This is a genomic window from Rhizobium grahamii CCGE 502 (assembly GCF_000298315.2).
Classification (GTDB): domain Bacteria; phylum Pseudomonadota; class Alphaproteobacteria; order Rhizobiales; family Rhizobiaceae; genus Rhizobium; species Rhizobium grahamii.
Map to the genome: position 1 here is coordinate 50,432 of NZ_AEYE02000025.1, position 17,368 is coordinate 67,799.

General features: G+C 59.5%; 18 protein-coding genes and 4 pseudogenes. 12 read left to right on the forward strand and 10 right to left on the reverse strand.

Annotation, left to right across the window (positions count from 1 at the left end; translation table 11 throughout):
* Positions 1-60: 60 nt before the first annotated feature.
* Positions 61-516, reverse strand: a complete 456-nt coding sequence (locus RGCCGE502_RS37440) for a hypothetical protein (RefSeq protein WP_176705721.1) — start codon at positions 514-516, stop codon at positions 61-63.
* A gap of 385 nt (positions 517-901) precedes the next feature.
* On the opposite strand from RGCCGE502_RS37440, the gene RGCCGE502_RS20440 reads away from it, so the two are divergent.
* Together RGCCGE502_RS20440 and RGCCGE502_RS20445 are read left to right on the forward strand one after the other, a co-directional pair.
* Positions 902-1,621 (forward strand): hypothetical protein, encoded by a 720-nt coding sequence (locus tag RGCCGE502_RS20440; protein ID WP_016556096.1) that lies wholly within the window; start codon positions 902-904, stop codon positions 1,619-1,621.
* Between the two features lie 257 nt (positions 1,622-1,878).
* Positions 1,879-2,254 (forward strand): annotated as a pseudogene (locus tag RGCCGE502_RS20445) (alcohol dehydrogenase catalytic domain-containing protein); the annotation flags it as partial.
* 274 nt (positions 2,255-2,528) lie between these two features.
* Here RGCCGE502_RS20445 and RGCCGE502_RS20450 read toward each other — a convergent pair.
* Complete coding sequence (locus tag RGCCGE502_RS20450; protein WP_016556098.1) at positions 2,529-3,470, reverse strand: GlxA family transcriptional regulator; 942 nt, start codon at positions 3,468-3,470, stop codon at positions 2,529-2,531.
* Between the two features lie 146 nt (positions 3,471-3,616).
* Here RGCCGE502_RS20450 and RGCCGE502_RS20455 point away from each other — a divergent pair, with 146 nt between their 5' ends.
* From RGCCGE502_RS20455 to RGCCGE502_RS20465, 3 genes are all read left to right on the forward strand, one after another.
* On the forward strand, positions 3,617-4,639 hold the full coding sequence (locus RGCCGE502_RS20455; protein ID WP_016556099.1) for an alcohol dehydrogenase catalytic domain-containing protein: 1,023 nt from the start codon (positions 3,617-3,619) through the stop codon (positions 4,637-4,639).
* A gap of 64 nt (positions 4,640-4,703) precedes the next feature.
* Positions 4,704-5,528 (forward strand): alpha/beta fold hydrolase, encoded by an 825-nt coding sequence (locus tag RGCCGE502_RS20460; RefSeq protein ID WP_016556100.1) that lies wholly within the window; start codon positions 4,704-4,706, stop codon positions 5,526-5,528.
* 10 nt (positions 5,529-5,538) lie between these two features.
* Entirely contained in the window at positions 5,539-6,258 is a 720-nt protein-coding gene (locus tag RGCCGE502_RS20465) for a hypothetical protein (RefSeq protein WP_016556101.1), read from the forward strand.
* A 78-nt stretch (positions 6,259-6,336) separates the two neighbouring features.
* Here RGCCGE502_RS20465 and RGCCGE502_RS20470 read toward each other — a convergent pair whose 3' ends face one another.
* Entirely contained in the window at positions 6,337-7,257 is a 921-nt protein-coding gene (locus RGCCGE502_RS20470; RefSeq protein WP_016556102.1) for a LysR family transcriptional regulator, read from the reverse strand.
* Positions 7,258-7,354: 97 nt separating this feature from the next.
* On the opposite strand from RGCCGE502_RS20470, the gene RGCCGE502_RS20475 reads away from it, so the two are divergent.
* The 3 genes and pseudogenes from RGCCGE502_RS20475 to RGCCGE502_RS20485 all read left to right on the forward strand — a co-directional run.
* Positions 7,355-8,146 carry an SDR family NAD(P)-dependent oxidoreductase gene (locus tag RGCCGE502_RS20475; protein ID WP_016556103.1) on the forward strand — a complete coding sequence of 264 codons (792 nt, stop codon included), beginning with the start codon at positions 7,355-7,357 and terminating at the stop codon, positions 8,144-8,146.
* A 13-nt stretch (positions 8,147-8,159) separates the two neighbouring features.
* The gene (locus RGCCGE502_RS20480; RefSeq protein ID WP_016556104.1) at positions 8,160-8,462 is read left to right on the forward strand and encodes a putative quinol monooxygenase; all 303 of its coding nucleotides are present in this window, start codon (positions 8,160-8,162) and stop codon (positions 8,460-8,462) included.
* Between the two features lie 55 nt (positions 8,463-8,517).
* Positions 8,518-9,110 (forward strand): annotated as a pseudogene (locus tag RGCCGE502_RS20485) (type 1 glutamine amidotransferase domain-containing protein); the annotation flags it as partial.
* Here the strand turns inward: RGCCGE502_RS20485 and RGCCGE502_RS35600 are convergent.
* The 3 genes and pseudogenes from RGCCGE502_RS35600 to RGCCGE502_RS20495 form a co-directional block, all read right to left on the reverse strand.
* Positions 9,038-9,304 (reverse strand): type II toxin-antitoxin system ParD family antitoxin, encoded by a 267-nt coding sequence (locus RGCCGE502_RS35600; RefSeq protein ID WP_016556106.1) that lies wholly within the window; start codon positions 9,302-9,304, stop codon positions 9,038-9,040. The pseudogene RGCCGE502_RS20485 and the gene RGCCGE502_RS35600 sit on opposite strands and share 73 nt — an antisense overlap.
* 208 nt (positions 9,305-9,512) lie before the next feature.
* Positions 9,513-9,719 (reverse strand): annotated as a pseudogene (locus tag RGCCGE502_RS20490) (isochorismatase family protein); the annotation flags it as partial.
* Positions 9,720-10,044: 325 nt separating this feature from the next.
* Positions 10,045-10,699: pseudogene (locus RGCCGE502_RS20495) on the reverse strand (TetR/AcrR family transcriptional regulator).
* A 352-nt stretch (positions 10,700-11,051) separates the two neighbouring features.
* Between RGCCGE502_RS20495 and vapB the strand changes: the two are divergent.
* Both vapB and vapC read left to right on the forward strand, forming a co-directional pair.
* Positions 11,052-11,282, forward strand: coding sequence for a type II toxin-antitoxin system VapB family antitoxin (gene vapB, locus RGCCGE502_RS20500; RefSeq protein WP_016556109.1), 231 nt, complete (start codon positions 11,052-11,054; stop codon positions 11,280-11,282).
* The gene (gene vapC / locus RGCCGE502_RS20505; RefSeq protein WP_016556110.1) at positions 11,282-11,683 is read left to right on the forward strand and encodes a type II toxin-antitoxin system tRNA(fMet)-specific endonuclease VapC; all 402 of its coding nucleotides are present in this window, start codon (positions 11,282-11,284) and stop codon (positions 11,681-11,683) included. Before vapB ends, vapC begins: the two co-directional genes overlap by 1 nt.
* Before the next feature lie 831 nt (positions 11,684-12,514).
* On the opposite strand, the gene RGCCGE502_RS20515 is transcribed toward vapC, so the two are convergent.
* Together RGCCGE502_RS20515 and msrA are read right to left on the reverse strand one after the other, a co-directional pair.
* Positions 12,515-14,104 (reverse strand): ABC transporter substrate-binding protein, encoded by a 1,590-nt coding sequence (locus RGCCGE502_RS20515; protein ID WP_016556111.1) that lies wholly within the window; start codon positions 14,102-14,104, stop codon positions 12,515-12,517.
* Between the two features lie 19 nt (positions 14,105-14,123).
* Positions 14,124-14,600, reverse strand: coding sequence for a peptide-methionine (S)-S-oxide reductase MsrA (gene msrA, locus RGCCGE502_RS20520; protein ID WP_016556112.1), 477 nt, complete (start codon positions 14,598-14,600; stop codon positions 14,124-14,126).
* Positions 14,601-15,015: 415 nt separating this feature from the next.
* Between msrA and RGCCGE502_RS20525 the strand changes: the two genes are divergently transcribed.
* A complete protein-coding gene (locus RGCCGE502_RS20525) occupies positions 15,016-15,714 on the forward strand; it encodes a type 1 glutamine amidotransferase domain-containing protein (protein WP_016556113.1) in 699 nt (232 codons plus the stop codon).
* Between the two features lie 194 nt (positions 15,715-15,908).
* Here the strand turns inward: RGCCGE502_RS20525 and RGCCGE502_RS20530 are convergent, their stop codons facing one another.
* Positions 15,909-16,190 carry an ATP-binding protein gene (locus tag RGCCGE502_RS20530; protein ID WP_016556114.1) on the reverse strand — a complete coding sequence of 94 codons (282 nt, stop codon included), beginning with the start codon at positions 16,188-16,190 and terminating at the stop codon, positions 15,909-15,911.
* A gap of 372 nt (positions 16,191-16,562) precedes the next feature.
* Positions 16,563-17,072 (reverse strand): enoyl-CoA hydratase/isomerase family protein, encoded by a 510-nt coding sequence (locus RGCCGE502_RS38145; RefSeq protein WP_341875044.1) that lies wholly within the window; start codon positions 17,070-17,072, stop codon positions 16,563-16,565.
* Here RGCCGE502_RS38145 and RGCCGE502_RS38150 point away from each other — a divergent pair.
* Positions 16,974-17,228 (forward strand): hypothetical protein, encoded by a 255-nt coding sequence (locus RGCCGE502_RS38150; RefSeq protein ID WP_244441759.1) that lies wholly within the window; start codon positions 16,974-16,976, stop codon positions 17,226-17,228. The genes RGCCGE502_RS38145 and RGCCGE502_RS38150 overlap by 99 nt on opposite strands.
* Positions 17,229-17,368 lie beyond the last annotated feature (140 nt).

A 17,368-nucleotide genomic window follows, 5' to 3' on the forward strand; every position in this document is an offset into this window, starting at 1 on the left:
TTACGACCGAAGGCGGGCAGCGGTCATCGCGGCGGCGGAACTGCACGTCCAGGAAGCGCTTCAGCAACTGGATGGCCACGAGGCGGGGAGACTTCTCCTCGATAGGAACATGGTCCGGCATCGGCTGAGTCTCGGCGCGCTCCTGAAGCAGTCCATCAGCCATAAGCCGTCGCGGTAGCGGAAAGCGAAGACGTCGCTGGACTTGATGCGCGCATTGAATTGAAGCGTGAAGGCCTTCGGATTGACCTCCTTCCGGTACTTCTCGTCGCGCTTGGCATTGTGGTGAAAGAGAACTCCCGACCGCTCAGGGCCGCCAGGAAGCCTGGCGACGGGCATGAGGTCCACGGTCACGCCATCGGGGTAGGTAACTGTCGCGCACCGGGAATTGCGTTCAACCTTGAAGTCGTAGTAGCGGCTTCCGGGATCGCCCTTCACAGCTTGGTAGAGCTTGTCCAGCATCCCACTCGGGATCGGTGCCGGTAGGGAAGTCGACTTCGACGACGACGTCGACATCATGCTGCATCGTCCGCACGCGCGAATAGATGGCAGCGGCGATGGAGAATGACCCGGAAGGATAGCTTTCAAGAACCTTGCCCTCTAGGGGGCTGCCCTTGCGATCCACGTGGGCGCACAGTCCAATGAAGTGATCGGCCGCTTCCTCGTGCTTCGTCTTGGGCATCTGGATGCGCCTGGCGATGTCGATCAATATTCCGTCGAGGGGATCGATGGTGGCTGCGAGATCGAGGCAGCGGCCTCAGTCTGCTCCTGTTTACACAAGGCTTCGCCAGCTCAAAGACCGTGGCCGAAAACAAGGCATCTAAGACGTTCGACGAACGCGAGCGGCGGCTTAGTTTCCATGCCAGAAGCCACGCCATTTTGCGTGTCCTGCCAGGAGCATCTCATGACACGACTTAAAGACCTTGCGATCGAAGCTCATGGAGGCCTCCAGCGTTGGCGGCAGTTTGAGCAGGTCTCCGCCGATCTCGTGCAGGGCGGCGTTTTGTGGCCGCTGAAGGGCCACCCCCAGACGCTCGAGCACACCACCGTCACGGTGGGGCTCAAGACGGAGTGGGTTTCGCATGCTCCCTTTGGCTCCGACAATCGCCGCTCACGCTTCGAGCCCGGACGCGTCGCCTTGGAAGCCGAAGACCGAACCGTTCTCGAAGAGCTTCTGCAGCCGCGTGCGAGCTTTGCCGGGCACACACTTCAGACGCCCTGGACGGAGCTGCAACTGGCGTACTTCGCCGGCTGCGCGATGTGGACATATTTGAACATACCGTTTTTACTCGCCTGGCCCGGCGTCGAGACCGAAGAGCTTGAGCCTTGGCAGGCCGATGGTGCGGACTGGCGCCGTCTCGCCGTCCGTTTCCCAACCGACATCGCCACGCACAGCGCTGTCCAAACGCTCTATTTCGACGGCGACGGGCTTTTGAAGCGTCACGATTATGACGTCGAGATCGCAGGCAACACGCCTGGCGCTCACATCATCGACGGATATGAGGAGGTCTCTGGCATCAAGTTCCCGACGAGAAGGCGCATCTATGCCAGGCAGCCTGACAGCAGCTTCACGACCGATCCGCTCGTCGTTTCGATCGATCTGTGGAACATCCGCCTCGGCTAGCCGCCTGGCTTCAGGGTCAAATGGACGAAGCTTCGACGCGCTCATGCCGAACGATGCGCATGAGCCGTGGACCAGCACAAGCCGCTTCTGCCGGATCTTTGCGGTCATGGTGATCGCGCGGGTCTGAACTTGTATCCGAGGACCGGTGGTCCTCACCCTTGTCTGTCCCGTGGCCCGAATGACGGCATCTACGTCCTGTCGGTATCGGTTGTCGATCGATAGGTCTCGGACATCTACTCCCATCGCGAGGTCCTATCATGAAAGCTATCGGCGTCCGCTCCCCTCTTCCCATCGATGATCCGGCATCCCTTACCGACGTCGATCTGCCGCGGCCGGAGCCGACGGGACGGGATCTCGTCGTGCGGATCGAAGCCGTGTCCGTGAACCCTGTCGACACCGAGATGAGGATGCAGCCATCGGCTGAACGGGGGACGTTCAAGGTGCTCGGCTGGGACGCCGCCGGCACCGTCGAAGCGGTCGGTCCGGAAGTGAGCCTATTCGCGCCAGGCGATAGGGTCTTCTATGCCGGTGCGCTCGGCCGCGCGGGGACGAACGCCGAGTTCCATCTGGTCGATGAGCGGATCGTCGGCAAGAAAGCCCGCCTCACTCGGCTTCGCGGAGGCCGCGGCCCTGGATCCTTCGTGAACCCCTCGCGCCATCGTATTGGGCCTTCACCTTCGGCGTGACGGCGCTTGCGGCAGCGCCGATCCGCCTTCTAATGCGATGAAGGTATCGCCCGCACACTCGCACCGGCACTGTTCGTCTTTGCCAACGTCGTCGTGCTGATCGTGGCGGCAGGCACTGTACCGCTTTTTCGCAGGTGCTGGGCACGCCTCCGCGGGAACGCCAGCCTCGGATCGGGCAAGGGTCGGGCAGCCAAAATGACGACCTGTTTCCCTTGCTGAACCTAGAGCGTGGCGAGAGGTCCGGCTTCGTTGCGGATCGCCCTCGGTACCTCGCCGTGCACGCGGCCAAACGCCAGGCGCATCCGTTCGCGGTTGGCGAAGCCCGCTTCGCGTGCGATCACCTCGATCGGCAGACGGCTCTGCTCCAGCATGAGTTTCGCGGCCTCGACCCGCAGCGCCTCCACGGCCTTTGCCGGGGTCGTGCCAGTCTCCGACCGGAACAGTCGCGTGAATTGCCGCGGGCTGAGACAGGCGACCTCGGCCAAGTCGTCGATTACCAGGGTCTCTGAAAGATTCTGGCGCGCGTAGTCCAGCACGCGCTGGATCCTGTCCTCGTTCACGCTCAGATCCAGCAAGGTGGAATGCTGCGACTGGCCGCCTGAGCGGCGATGGTACATGACCATGCCCTTGGCGACCGAGCGGGCGACGTCCGAACCATGATCGCGCTCGATCATGCCGACGACGAGATCCGTTCCGGCGGTCATGCCGGCAGATGTCCAGATCGGCCCGTCCGAGATGAAGAGCTTGTCCATGTCGACATGGCAACTGGGGAACCGGTCCTGCAGGGCCTGAGCATAACGCCAATGCGTGGTGGCGCGCCGACCGTTCAGGAGCCCGGCGTCTCCGAGAACGAACGAGCCCAGGCAGATCGCTGCGACGCGTCGAGCGTCGCGGGCGGCGGCGCGAAGTAGCCGAACCAGCCCAGGCGACGATGTCGGTATCTCCAGGCCGACGGCAACGATCAAGGTGTCGTAAGGGGCATCATCGAACCCGTTGGTCATGACCTGCATGCCCAGCGACGAGGCGACCAGTCCCCCTTCTTCCGAGAGGACACGCACGTCGTAAAGCCTCTCGCCCGCTTGCTTGTTGGCGACGTCGAACGCGGCGACGGCCCCGAAACACACGGATTGAAAACCTGGATTAAGGATTAGACCGATTCTCATTCTTGCTCCTTGCTGCTGATTCTCCATGTGGTGGCGCTCACGTCGTTATACTAATCGCGTGGCCAGAATAATGGCATCTATGTCCTGTTGGCCTGAACAGCCCAACTGCTACCGCTCTGGGAGATTTTTCAGATGCGGGAGCTCCGATGTCCAGCCATTCGAAGACATACACCGCGGTCCAGGCCGTCGCGCCGGGCCGGCTTGAACTGACGCGAAAGCCCTTCGTCGAGCCGGGGCCCGGGCAGGTCCGCCTGCGCGTCGAGGCCTGTGGCGTCTGCCACTCGGACGCGGCGACGGTCGAGGGGGCCTTTCCTATCCAATGGCCTCGGGTCCCCGGCCATGAGGCGGTGGGCGTCATCGATGCGGTCGGCGGCAACGTCGAAGGTTGGACGCTGGGCCAGCGCGTCGGCGTTGGCTTCCTCGGCGGAAACTGCGGGCATTGCCAGGAGTGCCGGAAAGGCGACCTCGTCAACTGCCGAAACCAGGAATTCACCGGCATCCACCATGACGGCGGATACGCGGAATCCATGATCGCACGGGCCAGCGGGCTCGTGTCGATCCCTGAGGGGCTCGCCTCCGAGGATGCCGCTCCGCTGCTCTGCGCCGGGCTCACGACCTTTAGCGCGCTGCGCAACGCGCCAGCACGCGCCGGCGACCTCGTCGCCATCATCGGGATCGGCGGATTGGGGCATCTCGCGGTGCAGTTCGGCCGGCGCATGGGCTTCGAGGTCGTCGCGATCGGGCGAGGGCCGGACAAGGGCGGTCTCGCCGAAAAGCTCGGCGCCCATCATTACATCGACAGCAGCACAACCGTCGGAATTGCACCGGCGCTGCAGGCCCTGGGTGGCGCTCATCTCGTCGTCGCGACGGCGTCGGGCGGCGACGCCGTCGCGCAGGCGGTGAAGGGACTCCGTCCGCGCGGCCGGGTCATCGCCCTTGGCGCCTCTCCCGAGCCAGTGCAGGTCGCGACCTCGGACCTCTTGTTCGGCGGGCGGTCCATCGAAGGCGCCCTGACCGGCGATCCGGACATGGCCGACGCGACCTTGCGGTTCTCCGCGCTGGCCAGCGTCTCGGCCATGATCGAGACGATGCCGCTTGGGCGTGCACCCGAAGGCTATCGGAAGATGATGGCCGGCGAAGCCCGATTTCGCATCGTGCTGACAATGTAGGTCCGCGGGTCAAATTCTAACAAGCAACTTCGCCGCCAGGCGATCCATCTCACAAGGAAATCACATGTCACTCGAAACGGCAAAAACCGAATATCTCGATACCGGCAATGTTCGCTTTGCATTCAGGCGTTTTGGCCGGGACTCAGGAACACCATTGATCTTGCTGCAACACTTCACCGGGACGATGGATTCCTGGGATCCAACGGTCGTGAACAGGCTGGCAGAGGCGCGACCCGTCATCGTCTTCGACAATCTCGGTATTGGCACGTCGACAGGGCGTACGCCCGACACGGTCGAGCAGATGGCGGCGGACGCGGAGACCTTCATCCGTGGCCTCGACCTGACGCAGGTCGATCTTCTCGGCTTCTCGCTGGGCGGCATGCTCGCCCAGGTCCTCGCCGTCCAGCATCCCGAGCTGATCCGCAAGATCATCATCGCCGGCGCGGCGCCCCGCGGCGGCGAGGAACATCTGCTTGCCGTCGTGGATGAGGCCTTCGCGCAGGGCACGTCGGATGTGCGTCTGCCATTGTTCTTCACGCCCTCGGAAGACAGCCAGCGCGCCGGGCGCGGGTTCGTGGCGCGCGCCACGGCACGCACGCAAGACCGCGACCCGGACAGCGGCGATGATGTCAGCGAGCCTCAGGCCAAGGCGATCATCGGCTGGTGTGCTGCGAAGGACGAGGGCGACGCAACGCTTCGGGCCATCGGGCAGCCCACGCTCATCGTGCATGGCAGCGACGACACGATGTTCCCGAGCATCAATGCTTACACGATGTTCAAAGCCATGAAGAACGCGCAACTCATCCTCTATCCGGACTCCGGCCACGGCGCGCTGTTCCAGTACGCCGAGACGTTCGTCGCCCACTGCCAGACCTTTCTGGACAATTGAGGAAAGACAGATGCGCGATATTCAACAGCAGGTGATGGAGGCCCATGGCGGCCTCGATCGGTTCCGGCAATTTTCCTTTCTGACAGCACGGCTTCATCAGTTCGGCATTCTCTGGGACCTGAAGGGAAAGCCGGACACTCTCGCTCATGCCGATGTCCGGGTGAACCTCCGGAAGGAAGAGGTGTCGCATTGGCCGTTCCATCCAACACAGAACCGCTCCCGCTTCACGCCGGACGAGGTCAGCATCGAAACGCCCGGGGGTAAGGTCGTCGAAAGGCTCGCGCAGCCGCGCGCGAGCTTCGCGGGGTTCGCGATGGAGAGGCACTGGAGCGACCCGCAGCTCGCTTATTTCTCCGGCTACACGATGTGGACCTATCTGACCTCGCCCTTCGTCCTCGCGCAGCCGGGCGTCGTGGCCGAGGAAATCGCGCCCTGGTCGGAACAAGGAGAGACGTGGCGCCGGCTGCGGGTCACCTTTCCTGCAGACATCGCCACCCACAGCCGGGAACAGACCTTCTACGTTGGTCGGAACGGCCTGATCCGGCGTCACGACTATGAGGTCGAGATCCAGGGCAACAACGCGGCCGCGCGTTATCTCCTCGATCCGGTCACCGTCGAGGGGATCGTGCTGCCTTCCAAATTCCGGGTGTATCCCCGCAATCCGGACAACACGCCGGCGACCGAACCGCTCATCGTTGGTGTAGACCTGTCGAACTACCGTCTCGAATGAAAGGCGCGCCGGCGCACGGCATCACTTGTCGCAAATAATGCACCGTTCCGGTAGGTGAAGGCCGCCCGCTTATGTAGGTCAAGATGTGCCATTCAGCAGCGGTGAATCACGCAATCTCTGCACCATATGTTCGATGAAGGCGCGGACGCGGTGGGGCAGGGGGCCGCCACCGACATAGATGGCATGGACCAGTTCCAGGTCGCCCGGATTGTAGTCTTCGAGCAATGGGACCAGTTGCCCTGTCGCAATCTCGTCGGCCACATGAAACAGGCCCACTCTGGCAATGCCGGCCCCAGCCAACACCATCTGCTTCATCGTCTCGCCGTTGTTCACCACGATCGTGCCTTTGACCGGCTGTGCGAGATCCCGACCATCGGTGCGAAACGGCCAGGAGGGTCTTGCGCGACGGAAATTGAATGTCAGGCAGTCGTGATGCTCAAGATCCGCCGGAGTTTCCGGCACTCCCTTGCGCGTGAGGTAGCCGCGGGCGGCACAAACCACGCGGCGGCTCTGTCCGAGCTTGCGGGCGATGAGCCCGCTGTCCGGCAGATTGCCCATGCGGATGGCGACGTCGGTCTTCTCCGCCACGAGATCGACAATCCCGTCGGTGAAGGAGAGATCGACGACCAGACCGGGATTGCGCGCAACGAATTCCGGAATCGCGGGAGCGACGAACATCGTGCCGAACGGGATCGTTGTATTGATACGCAATCGCCCGCGCACCGCACCACCGGCTGCCTCCTGATCGGCATCGTTCAGCTCCTGCAGGATCCGTAGTGCCGCATGGTGATAAGCCTCGCCCTCTTCCGTTAGCGTTAGGGCGCGGGTGGTTCGTACCAGAAGGCGCGTGCCAAGCCTCATCTCCAGCCGCGCGATCAGCTTGCTGACCGCCGATGGCGTAATGTCCAGGTTGCGGGCGGCGGCGGAGAAGCCGCCATCCTGAACGACGCGGGCAAACACCTCCATCTCGCCGGAGCGTTCCATCAGGATGCGTGGCATTGATGATCCTCATTCATAGGTGCATGTCCTTTGGAGGCAATAGTGCAGATAAGGCGTAAATCATAGGTTTTCTCCAGCAACAATCTGGAGATACGATATGGATCTGCAACTCAACGGAAAGACTGCCCTTGTAACCGGCGCGACCGCTGGGATTGGCCTCGAAATCGCCCGCACGCTCGCCGCAGAAGGCGCGCGCGTTGTCATCACGGGACGCGACCGCGCCAAGCTCGACAGCGCGATCGCTGCCATTAAGGCATCAGGTGGATTGGACATCTCCGGCGTTCTGGCAGATGCGGCCACTGGCGAGGGGGCTGCCACCATCGCCAGCACCGCGCCTTCGATCGACATCCTCGTCAACAATCTCGGCATCTACGAGAGCAAGGCCTTCCGCGACATCACCGACGCCGACTGGAGCCATCTGTTCGACGTCAACGTCATGATTGGCGTCCGGCTGTCACGCGCCTTTCTTCCCGGCATGCTGGATCGCAACTGGGGTCGCATCCTCTTCATCTCCAGTGAGGCGGGCCTCGCCATTCCCGGTGATATGATCCATTACGGAATGACCAAAACGGCGCAGCTCTCGGTGTCGCGCGGGTTGGCGCAGATGACCCGTGGGACCAACGTTACCGTCAATTCAGTGCTGCCTGGGCCGACCCGCTCGGAAGGGATCGAGGCCTTCCTGCGCAGCCAGGCAATCGATCCATCGGCACCGATCAAGCAGATCGAGGCGGAATTCTTCGCTACGGCCCGCTCGGCATCAATCCTGCAGCGCATGGTCGAAGCGGAGGAGGTGGCAAACCTCGTCGCCTATCTCGCCAGCCCCCGTTCATCCGCCACCAACGGCGCAGCCCTTCGTGCTGAAGGCGGCCTCGTCAACACCATCGCCTGAGAAAGGTTTTGCAATGTCGAACACAGCTATGACGATCATTGCCATCACCACGGCAAAGCCCGGCAAGGAGGCGACCCTTGGGACCGCCCAGGAAAAGCTCGTCGCCGAGACCTTGGCCGAAGACGGCTGCCTTCGCTACGAACTGCATCAGTCGCTCGATGATGGACGCGTCCGCATCTTCGTCGAAACCTGGGCAAGTGAAGACCAATGGCGTGCCCATATGCATGGCGCCGCCATGCAGCGCTTTCAGGCGAGCGGCGTCGGGGACTATTTCGCCGACTTCTCCCTGCACCGGCTGACCAAGGTCGCCGGCTGAGAAGCATCCACCTTTTCGTTTCCCACCAGATTTTCTCATTTTCGGAGCCCAACCCGTGAACATTCTTCGCACCCACGGTATCGCGCTTGCACGAGTGCCAGCACCCTAAGCGCCCATGCTGGAAACGTACTGATCGTCCTGTCCGACTTGGACCGTCTTGATTTGAAAGACGGCAAGGTGCTCAAAACCGGATTTTACCTCAACGAACTGATGCAGCCGGTGAAGGCGCTGCTCGACGCCGGCCATGAGATCACTTTTGCCACGCCGAAAGGTACGGCGCCTTCCGTTGACGTAACCTCCATCGACAAGATGTATTTCGGCGGTGACGAAGCGGCGATGAAAGCCAGCGAGGTGCAACTGGCAGAACTGCAACTGACGTCGAGCGACACATCGCCGGTCGTCAGCCTCGCACGGGTCGAGCAGATCGGTTACGACCATTTCGATGCGGTCTACGTGCCTGGCGGTCATGCCCCGATGCAGGATCTTCTAATGAGTTCCGAACTCGGCAAGCTGCTGACGGACTTCCATGAAAACGGCAAACCGACCGCCTTGGCCTGCCATGGTCCCGTCAAGGATCATACCGATTTTTCGGCCTTTTCAGCCGTCGCCCGATACTTGGCGTCGAGGCGGTCGAAGACATCGCTCGCTGCCTTAGTCCGGCCAGCGTCCGCATCGGCAATACCGCGCATGATAGAAGCATCCAGCGCGGCGAGCCTGGTCTCGCGATCTTGGACCAATCGCACGCCTTCACGCAGGACTTCGCTTTTCGAACCGTAGCGCCCTGTGTCAACGAGTTGCTGGATATAGCTTTCGAGCTGCTTTCCCAGATCGGCGCTGATCATACGGTCCTCCATCTAATGTGATGGCGAAGACATAGACCATTTATCAACTATTACAAAGGCGAGTGTTCTTTTGGTGAGGTCCTACAAAACGTCACAGATATCCGTGCGTACGCCGCAGCAAGGCCCGGCTTCGTCGACGAATGCCTTGATCTGATCAAAACAGTTGTTCTTCGCGCCCATCAAGCGAATGCAGGCTTCGTTCACATCCGAGGACCGGGAAGGTGACGCAGATCTCCGTCGTCACGCCTGCAACGAACAGCTTCTTGCGGCCGATCGCCTTGACGGCCAGATTGAAGCCATCGTGGTGCATCGCGTTGACAATACCGGGACGCTTGATGCGGGCGTCGAACGCCTCGGGCAGTATCTCCTTGAGCTCAGGCAGCAGCGGTCCCTGGATCTGGTCTTCCATGCTGGCTTCCTGCAACTGCCGTACTGGTTGCGGGAAGCCTTATCCGATAGTAGCCTTTGATTCGCACTGGAACTTGGTTGTTCTAAAAGCCTGCCACGGCTGCTCCGGAACCGTCAGGCACGGATCCGATAATACACGAGAGGGCAGCAGTATGCGAATGAGAGACTTAGCTAAATTAACCTCGGAGACCCGCAGTTAACTTCCCTTCAAGGCGAAGACGTTGTTCAGGCATTTTGGTTTATGCTCACCATTGCTGTGCCTCCTTAATTGGCCATTCAGACCCTCTTTGCGGTTTCCCGCAAGCTGTCATTCTGTACGCGATCCTGTTGGGCTATCCGCTCGCGTTGTCATTGCAACAGTGCCCTGCGATGAACAACGCGACGGCTGAGCGGCAATAGGATTCGATTTCGTGTCGTCCTCTGCTCTTATCTCATCGAAGCGTGCGATCATCAGCAGATCGGAGCCTTTGATAAGCGCGACGAATAAACGGGCGGACAGAGCGGGATCGGGGACGTTCAAAAGTACCTTGGCGTGCAGTTGACGCAGCAGTTCCTCGATTTGGGCGATGATATGGGCGGGGCCGGCGTCGTAATGGAGCTTGCTTAGGGACTTTAGATTCGTCGTGTCGGACATCACCATGGCTTCGACACTGCGGACGTCTGGGAGAAACAGCGTGCGCAGCAGTGATGATCCTACCGCCATGAGCTGATCTTCGGCCGAGCCATCGAAGCCCTCGAACAGTGCACGCAGTACAATCTGTTGACAGCGGGCCGCAAAGGCGCTGAACAGCGCCTCTTTGTTCTCGAAGTGCCTGTAGATGCTGAGCTTGGATGTCTTCGCTCGCTGGGCGACCTTGTCCAAGGTCGTCGCTTGAACCCCAGTTCCGCAAAGAGCTCGCTCGCCGCATCCACGATAGTTTGGCCCAGCTCTTGGTTAGGTGTTTCCGATTTGCCGACGACGTCCGTTCCGTCGTGGCCTGTCGTCACTTTTACTTTGAATGCTTTGATGAACGCATTGTGGGCCGCGGTCACGCAGAAGTACTGGTAGATCACGACGACAGGCTGTGTCATCGTGTCGACCACGCCCCCGGCCTGAACGTGTCGTCTTCGTCAAGGCGGTATAGATCTTCAAGCAGCATCTGCGTCATGCTTGGCATCACCGATCTATCCGCTTCAAGATCACACATGGTTATTGGTCGCCATCCCGACACGCGTAACTCAATTCCACCGGCGCGGTTTCGTCGTGTGGTTTCGCGTCATTTGGGTATATCCCGTTGACATATCCATCGTGCGTATTATTTGTAGGATATGTCGCTTGTAGATGCCAAAGGAGCCGATCATGGAACAGGGTGCGGTATTTCTGAGTAATCGGAGCCAAGCCATTCGGCTGCCGAAAGCAGTCGCTCTGCCTGACGATGTGAAACGTGTCGATATCGTTGCCGTCGGACGAGCTCGAATTATAACCCCTGCCGGCGAGGCCTGGGATAGCTGGTTCGAGGAACTAGAGGCTACATCCGACTTTATGACCGAACGTGATCAACCAGCCTTGCAGGAGCGAGAGGCTTTATGATGCTGAAATACATGTTGGACACCAACATGTGCATCTTCACCATCAAGAACCGGCCGCAACAGGTGCGCGATGCTTTCAATCGCCACCATGGGCAACTATGCATAAGCTCAGTCAGCGTGATGGAGCTGATTTACGGTGCAGAGAAATCGGCGATGCCAGAGCGTAATCTTGCAGTTGTCGAAGGCTTTGCTGCGCGACTAGAAGTGTTGCCTTATGATGAGATCGCGGCTGCCCATACCGGCCAGTTGCGAGCTGAACTTGCTCGGCAGGGAACGCCTATCGGACCGTACGATCAACTGATCGCTGGGCACGCGCGCTCCCGCGGATTGATAATTGTGACAAACAACAGGCGCGAATTTGATCGTGTGGACGGCTTACGCATCGAGGACTGGACCGTCTAATCGTACTTATCGCCATTCCCTTGCATTGGCGTGTAACCTACACGCCAATCCTTTTTTTGGTCGCGGGTTCGGATCTAATCGAAGGACAGATTTGCCGGCGGTCGCAATAGGCCGTTCTTACCCAAGCACGGATCTTATGGCGTCTACTACATTCGTTACAATAATGTCCGCTTCTGCTTTGTCACACACAGCCGTGGTGCGAAACCAAGGATATCGCCCTGCGGCATAGCACGGCGCGGGCGAGCGGACGGGCACACATTCCCAGGGGCTCAATTCGCGACCAATCTCTCCGATCTGAAAAAGCAAGACTGGTTGAAGGGGCTACGAGGCATCACTGCATGCAGCGTTTTGATAACGGCAATACTCATTTGGCGATGGCCTTGGAGTAGCCACGACCTTGCCTGGATATGCCGAGAAAGCCACGTTCTTCAAAAGCTGGGTGCCGGAAAAGGACTTTATAACATTCGTCAGTTGGAGCCGCGGCACGCGGCTCCCGTTGCTTGAAGAGCTTTGCATCGAAGCCTCCGATAATCGAGGATCATTGCTGGGAACGACTTGGTATTCGCAACGAGTGCATTGCCACGTTCCCTTCATGGAAGCCGTGAGGCGAGGGCGCGGCATCGTCATGTGCCGCTTCAATGAGATTATTGCAGGAATGCTTATGTCTCTGTTCGATCGTCAATGGGGCTCCGGCGTAGCCGAGCCCAAATGGTGGAGTATCACCTGAGCTAAGGGCGGCGCCTAGGGCGTCCTCAGTTGCCGGCAAGGTAAAGCAACGAGTTGGACCACGAGAGCCGCGTTCCCAAGCGTGGCCCTCGTGGCAAGTTCACTTCATTCGGCGATGTCAACGCCATCGAACCGGTGAGCATCAGAGGGCTCGATCTGGTAGCCGATAACGTTCGCCGAGGTGGCGACGGTGATTACGCCGTTTGCCAGCGGTATCCAAGGGGTCTCGTCGGCCGCTTTTTGCTGCGCCTGCTGATAGAGCTTCGCGCGAGCCGCCTCATTAGTCTCCGACCGGGCTTTGTCCAGGAGCGCGTCAAAGTCCTTGTTACACCAGCCAGCCTTGTTGTTGCCGCCGACAGACGCACATGAAAGCAATGGCGTAAGAAAGCTGTCGGGATCTCCATTGTCCGCGGTCCAGCCGGCCAAGACCGAGCCGTCGTGTTTCGGGTCGCTGGACCGCTTCAGGTACTCTCCCCATTCGAATGAAACGATCTGGGCCGAAAGACCGATGTTCTGCAGGTCGGCCTGCAGCAGTTCCGCCGTCCGACGACCATTGGGATTGTAAGGGCGCGAGACAGGCATGGCCCATAGCGTGACCTGCTGGCCCGTCAGTCCTAGCTGCGAGATAGTGCTGCGGGCTGCATTGGGATCGTACTGCACCGTCTTGAGGGCAGAGTTATATCCCATCATGTCAGGAGGAAGTACGCTTTTTGCTTCTACGCCGGCGCCTTGATATACCGCATCCAGGATGGCTTGCTTGTTGATCGCCTGGGTTATTGCACGGCGAACTCGGGCGTCGTCGAACGGTTTTTGCGTCGTATTGAAGGCAAGGTATCCGACATTCAGTCCAGGCCTCTGCAAGACTTTTAGAGAGCTGTCCTCCTTGAGTGCGGGGATGTCGCTTGGCACGGGATATACGGCGATCTGGCATTCGCCAGCTTTGAGCCTCTGGATGCGCGTGCTGGCATCCGTGGTAATCGCGAAGACCAGATCATCGATCGGCTGCTTCCCACCCCAGTAGTCGCCGAAAGCTTGGTAGCGGATAGCGGCGTCCTGCTGGTAGGCGACGAATTGGAATGGCCCCGTCCCGATAGGCTTTTGATTGAGATCATCGATCCGATTGTCCGTCACGAGCTTGTCAGCGTATTCCTTTGACAGAATAGACGCGAAGTCGAGGGCGAGCAGGCCGAGGAAAGGTGCATTCGGCTTTCTCAAGGTGAAGCGTACGGTGAGGTCGTCTACCTTCGCGATTGACTCGACCGACTGAGCGAGGCCGACATCGTTGTAATATGACCAGCTCGCGCCGTTGGCGTAGGCTGCAAAATCGGCTTTCCCCGACTGGCGTTCGAAGCTGAAGACCACGTCGTCTGCTGTCAGATCTCTCGTCGGCTTGAAGTCCTCGTTGCTTTGGAAGTGCACTCCGGACCTAAGATGAAAAGTATAGGTCTTGCCGTCGTCCGAGATCTCCCACCGTTCTGCCAAGGCCGGCACGATCTCTGTCGAACCGCGCTTATATTCAACGAGCCGGTTGTAAACGGTCTTGGACGAGGCGTCGAACGTCGAGCCGGAGGTGTATCGCGCAGGATCGAATCCTTCTGGGCTGGCCTCGGAACAATACACCAGGCTTTTAGAGTTGGCGGCGCCTGCCAGGATAATAGACAAGGCAAGGGTGGTGCCAGCGATGATGGGCTTCATATCTGTTGCTTTCTTGATTTCAGGATGCCGTGCTTGATGCCGGGCTCGGAACGGAGCAGGCCTGGTGGCCATTCTTCTCGACATATCGCTGGTGTTTATCGTCCGCCAGTTCCAGGCCCTCGTACTGAATGATCTGGGTGGTCGCTGGGGAAGGGGAGGTCGAATTGAAGGCTGCCCTCAGGCTTTTCGCGGCCTCTTCCTGTTCTGTTGTATGGAAAAAGATGGCCGATCTCACGCCCTCGCCGGATTCCTCCCCCTGCCGGTCGAACGACAATGGATCGTGCCCAAGCCAGAAAAGATCAATCAGCTTGGCGTAGCTCACTACCGATGGATCGAACTCAACCTGCACGACCTCAATGCGACCCGGTCGCGTCGAGCCGTCCGTTCCCGTGGCGTGGCCGACCCGGGTATCAATCACGCCTTCGATCTCACGAAAATAGGCTTCTGCCCCCCAGAAGCATCCTGCTCCGAATGTGGCCTGTTGGGTATCTGACATAGAATGTTCTTTCCGTCCTGGTGAATCTTCAGGCCGCTGGCGCGCCGAGCAACCAAACCATGGCAATGGGTTTTAGCCAACCAGAGCATTTTGTGGAGAAATCACATTGTTAAATTGAAGGTCGAAACAAACTTTTTTTCGACGCCAGCGGTGGTGGCCGACCCGATTGAACTCTCTGAAGCGCTAATAGTAAGTGACTGAGTTTACGTAACAAAATGTATCATGCCCCAATCTCGCCATTCTTACGTATCAGCACGCGATCCCGCTCCTGAAATGCGCCTCGGCCATCGCCTTCGCGCGTCACCCGATACCAAGGTGTTGGCGATACTATCGTCCAAGTGCGAAGGGCGCCGATCCTCAATAGTTCTTAAGTGCAGCTATTCTGCTGTCGAAGAGAATTTGATGGAGCTGAACAATGAAAATCCTCATGGTATTCACCTCTCATGACACGCTCGGAAGCACAGGGCGCAAGACAGGATTCTGGCTGGAAGAGGGCGCCGCCCCTTACTACGTCTTCCGCGATGCCGGAGCCGACTTGACACTAGCCTCACCAAAGGGCGGTCAACCGCCGATCGACCCGAAGAGCGATCTGCCGGAAAATCAGACGCCCGCCATGACGAGGTTCAAGTACGACGAAGCCGCACAACGAGTGTTCGCGACCACCGTGAAGCTGAGTGAGGTGCGCTCTGACGATTTCGATGCGGTGTTTTACCCTGGCGGCCATGGTCCCATGTGGGATTTGGTCGATAACCCCGAGTCCATAAAGTTGATTGAGTCGTTCTACGAATCCGGCAAGCCCGTCGCGGCAGTCTGCCACGCGCCCGCCGTGTTGCACCGAGTAACCTACAACGGGGCTCCGATCGTCAAGGGCAAGCGGGTGACAGGTTTCACCAATGGCGAGGAGGAGGAAGTTCAACTTACAAAGGTCGTACCGTTTCTGGTTGAGGATGAACTTAAGCGGCTTGGCGGTCTCTACGAGAAGAAGGCGAACTGGGAGAGCTTTGCGATTACAGATGGCAGGCTTATCACGGGGCAAAACCCGGCATCGTCGACCGCCGGAGCGCAGGCACTCGTCGCGCTCCTCACGAGCATAAAGTCTGGCGCTGCCGCTTAGCCGGTCGTTGACGGGGGACAGGGCCGCGAGGCAGGCATCTTCGTGGCTCTTGACGGTTTGAACGGCAACCCGAGTTCGGCGTCAGATCGCCGGGCGAATGACAACCCGGATCAACCGCGACTACGGCTGAATCCCATGAGTTCGCGCGATAATCGGACGATGCTTTCGTATTGCCTCACGAGCTTATCCAGAAGCTATGCGGTGGCCGACGAAGCATCGCCCTTAGCAGAATATTTCGGCACGGAGAATTGGACAGTCACGCCATGGCCATTGTTTGCTTCGGCCCACAGTCTGCCGCCATGGCTCTCGATGATAGAGCGGCAGATGGTGAGCCCGATACCCATACCTTCTGTCTTCGACGTGTAGAATGCATCGAACATCCGTGACGCAGAATCTGTCTCGATACCGACCCCATTGTCGGCGACGGCCAGTCTTACATGACCCTCTTGATCTACCCAGGTAGAGATCCCGATCATTTACCGTTCTTCGGACTCAGTTGCGTGATCGCTTCGTCAACTCGGTCCGAACGGGGGGTGGTTTCATTCGCTACTTGCTTTGTGGGAGGCTAGCGGCGGGGCGCTCTGCAAAACGTCGACGCTTTCAATCATCGCTCTCGTCGGACCCCGCTTGATGCTTCGCCGCCCCAATCGCCGACTCGTTGACCGAGGTTGAGTTCTGCATCGCCGTTTCTGCAGCCCGGCTTCTAACAGCTTTGCCATCCGCGCCCTTGTTGTGGGGCGTTTGGTGGAGATGAAGAATTGATCAAGGGCGGGCGGGAAGAGACCATCATTTGGAAGGGTAGCTTCGTCAATAAATCGCTTGGCGCTCGTCAGCGCCTCTTTGTCAAATCACGCAATGGCAAAGCGGTCTACGAAAGCGTCAAGGTCCGCATCCGGGATTGCTCGATTGACGTATCCATAACGTTCCGCCAATACGCCGGGAATGTCATCGGCTCCAAGCACGACTTCGATCGCGCGCCCGCGTCCCATGAGGCCCGCGAGCCTGACCATCGGGTTTCCTCCTGGCACCGCGCCAACGCCGACCTCAAATTGACCGAGCACCGCCTTCTCGGCGCTTGCGAAGCGGACATCGCAGGAAAGAGCGAACTCGCTGCCCGCGCCCCGAGCGCGGCCCCGGATCGATGCGATTGAAACGACGGGAGCACGGGATAGCCGCACAAGCACGTCCAGCCAGGGATGCATGCCTGTTGGCCCCTGAGGCATCGCCGCTGTTCGCGCCTTGTCTACAAGAACGCCGTAGTGGGCGAGGAAGAAGTCTGGAACCGAGCTTTCGAACACTATTACTTTGGCGTCGGGATCGCTTTCGAGTTTTGCAATGAGTTCGGAGAGTTCGGAGATCGTGTCGGGATCGACGAGGTTTATGGGGGAATTGCTGAAGTCGCCCGCCAGAATCCAGGAGCGGGGACATTGATTTCGATCTGTTTGCGCATTTTGGTTGCCTCGCCGTGCTGTTGCGCGGGTACTTCATCGCAATTGATTGAGGAATCCTATTGAACGAAGGTATCGCGGTCAAAGCTAGGATCGAATCCTTGGCAACGAAGAAAGGCCGCGCCGGGTGGGTCGAGTGGGCCTTGCCCGGGCGGCGATCCACGCGCCGGCGGTTCGAACAGGAACGAGGGAGCGCTTCGCCGCAT

Bases quoted from the DNA above. Each gene is read 5' to 3' on its own strand.
- RGCCGE502_RS37440 (WP_176705721.1), bottom strand. From the start codon at position 516: ATGATGTCGACGTCGTCGTCGAAGTCGACTTCCCTACCGGCACCGATC.
- RGCCGE502_RS20440 (WP_016556096.1), top strand. From the start codon at position 902: ATGACACGACTTAAAGACCTTGCGATCGAAGCTCATGGAGGCCTCCAG.
- RGCCGE502_RS20450 (WP_016556098.1), bottom strand. From the start codon at position 3,470: ATGAGAATCGGTCTAATCCTTAATCCAGGTTTTCAATCCGTGTGTTTC.
- RGCCGE502_RS20455 (WP_016556099.1), top strand. From the start codon at position 3,617: ATGTCCAGCCATTCGAAGACATACACCGCGGTCCAGGCCGTCGCGCCG.
- RGCCGE502_RS20460 (WP_016556100.1), top strand. From the start codon at position 4,704: ATGTCACTCGAAACGGCAAAAACCGAATATCTCGATACCGGCAATGTT.
- RGCCGE502_RS20465 (WP_016556101.1), top strand. From the start codon at position 5,539: ATGCGCGATATTCAACAGCAGGTGATGGAGGCCCATGGCGGCCTCGAT.
- RGCCGE502_RS20470 (WP_016556102.1), bottom strand. From the start codon at position 7,257: ATGCCACGCATCCTGATGGAACGCTCCGGCGAGATGGAGGTGTTTGCC.
- RGCCGE502_RS20475 (WP_016556103.1), top strand. From the start codon at position 7,355: ATGGATCTGCAACTCAACGGAAAGACTGCCCTTGTAACCGGCGCGACC.
- RGCCGE502_RS20480 (WP_016556104.1), top strand. From the start codon at position 8,160: ATGTCGAACACAGCTATGACGATCATTGCCATCACCACGGCAAAGCCC.
- RGCCGE502_RS35600 (WP_016556106.1), bottom strand. From the start codon at position 9,304: ATGATCAGCGCCGATCTGGGAAAGCAGCTCGAAAGCTATATCCAGCAA.
- vapB (WP_016556109.1), top strand. From the start codon at position 11,052: ATGGAACAGGGTGCGGTATTTCTGAGTAATCGGAGCCAAGCCATTCGG.
- vapC (WP_016556110.1), top strand. From the start codon at position 11,282: ATGCTGAAATACATGTTGGACACCAACATGTGCATCTTCACCATCAAG.
- RGCCGE502_RS20515 (WP_016556111.1), bottom strand. From the start codon at position 14,104: ATGAAGCCCATCATCGCTGGCACCACCCTTGCCTTGTCTATTATCCTG.
- msrA (WP_016556112.1), bottom strand. From the start codon at position 14,600: ATGTCAGATACCCAACAGGCCACATTCGGAGCAGGATGCTTCTGGGGG.
- RGCCGE502_RS20525 (WP_016556113.1), top strand. From the start codon at position 15,016: ATGAAAATCCTCATGGTATTCACCTCTCATGACACGCTCGGAAGCACA.
- RGCCGE502_RS20530 (WP_016556114.1), bottom strand. From the start codon at position 16,190: ATGATCGGGATCTCTACCTGGGTAGATCAAGAGGGTCATGTAAGACTG.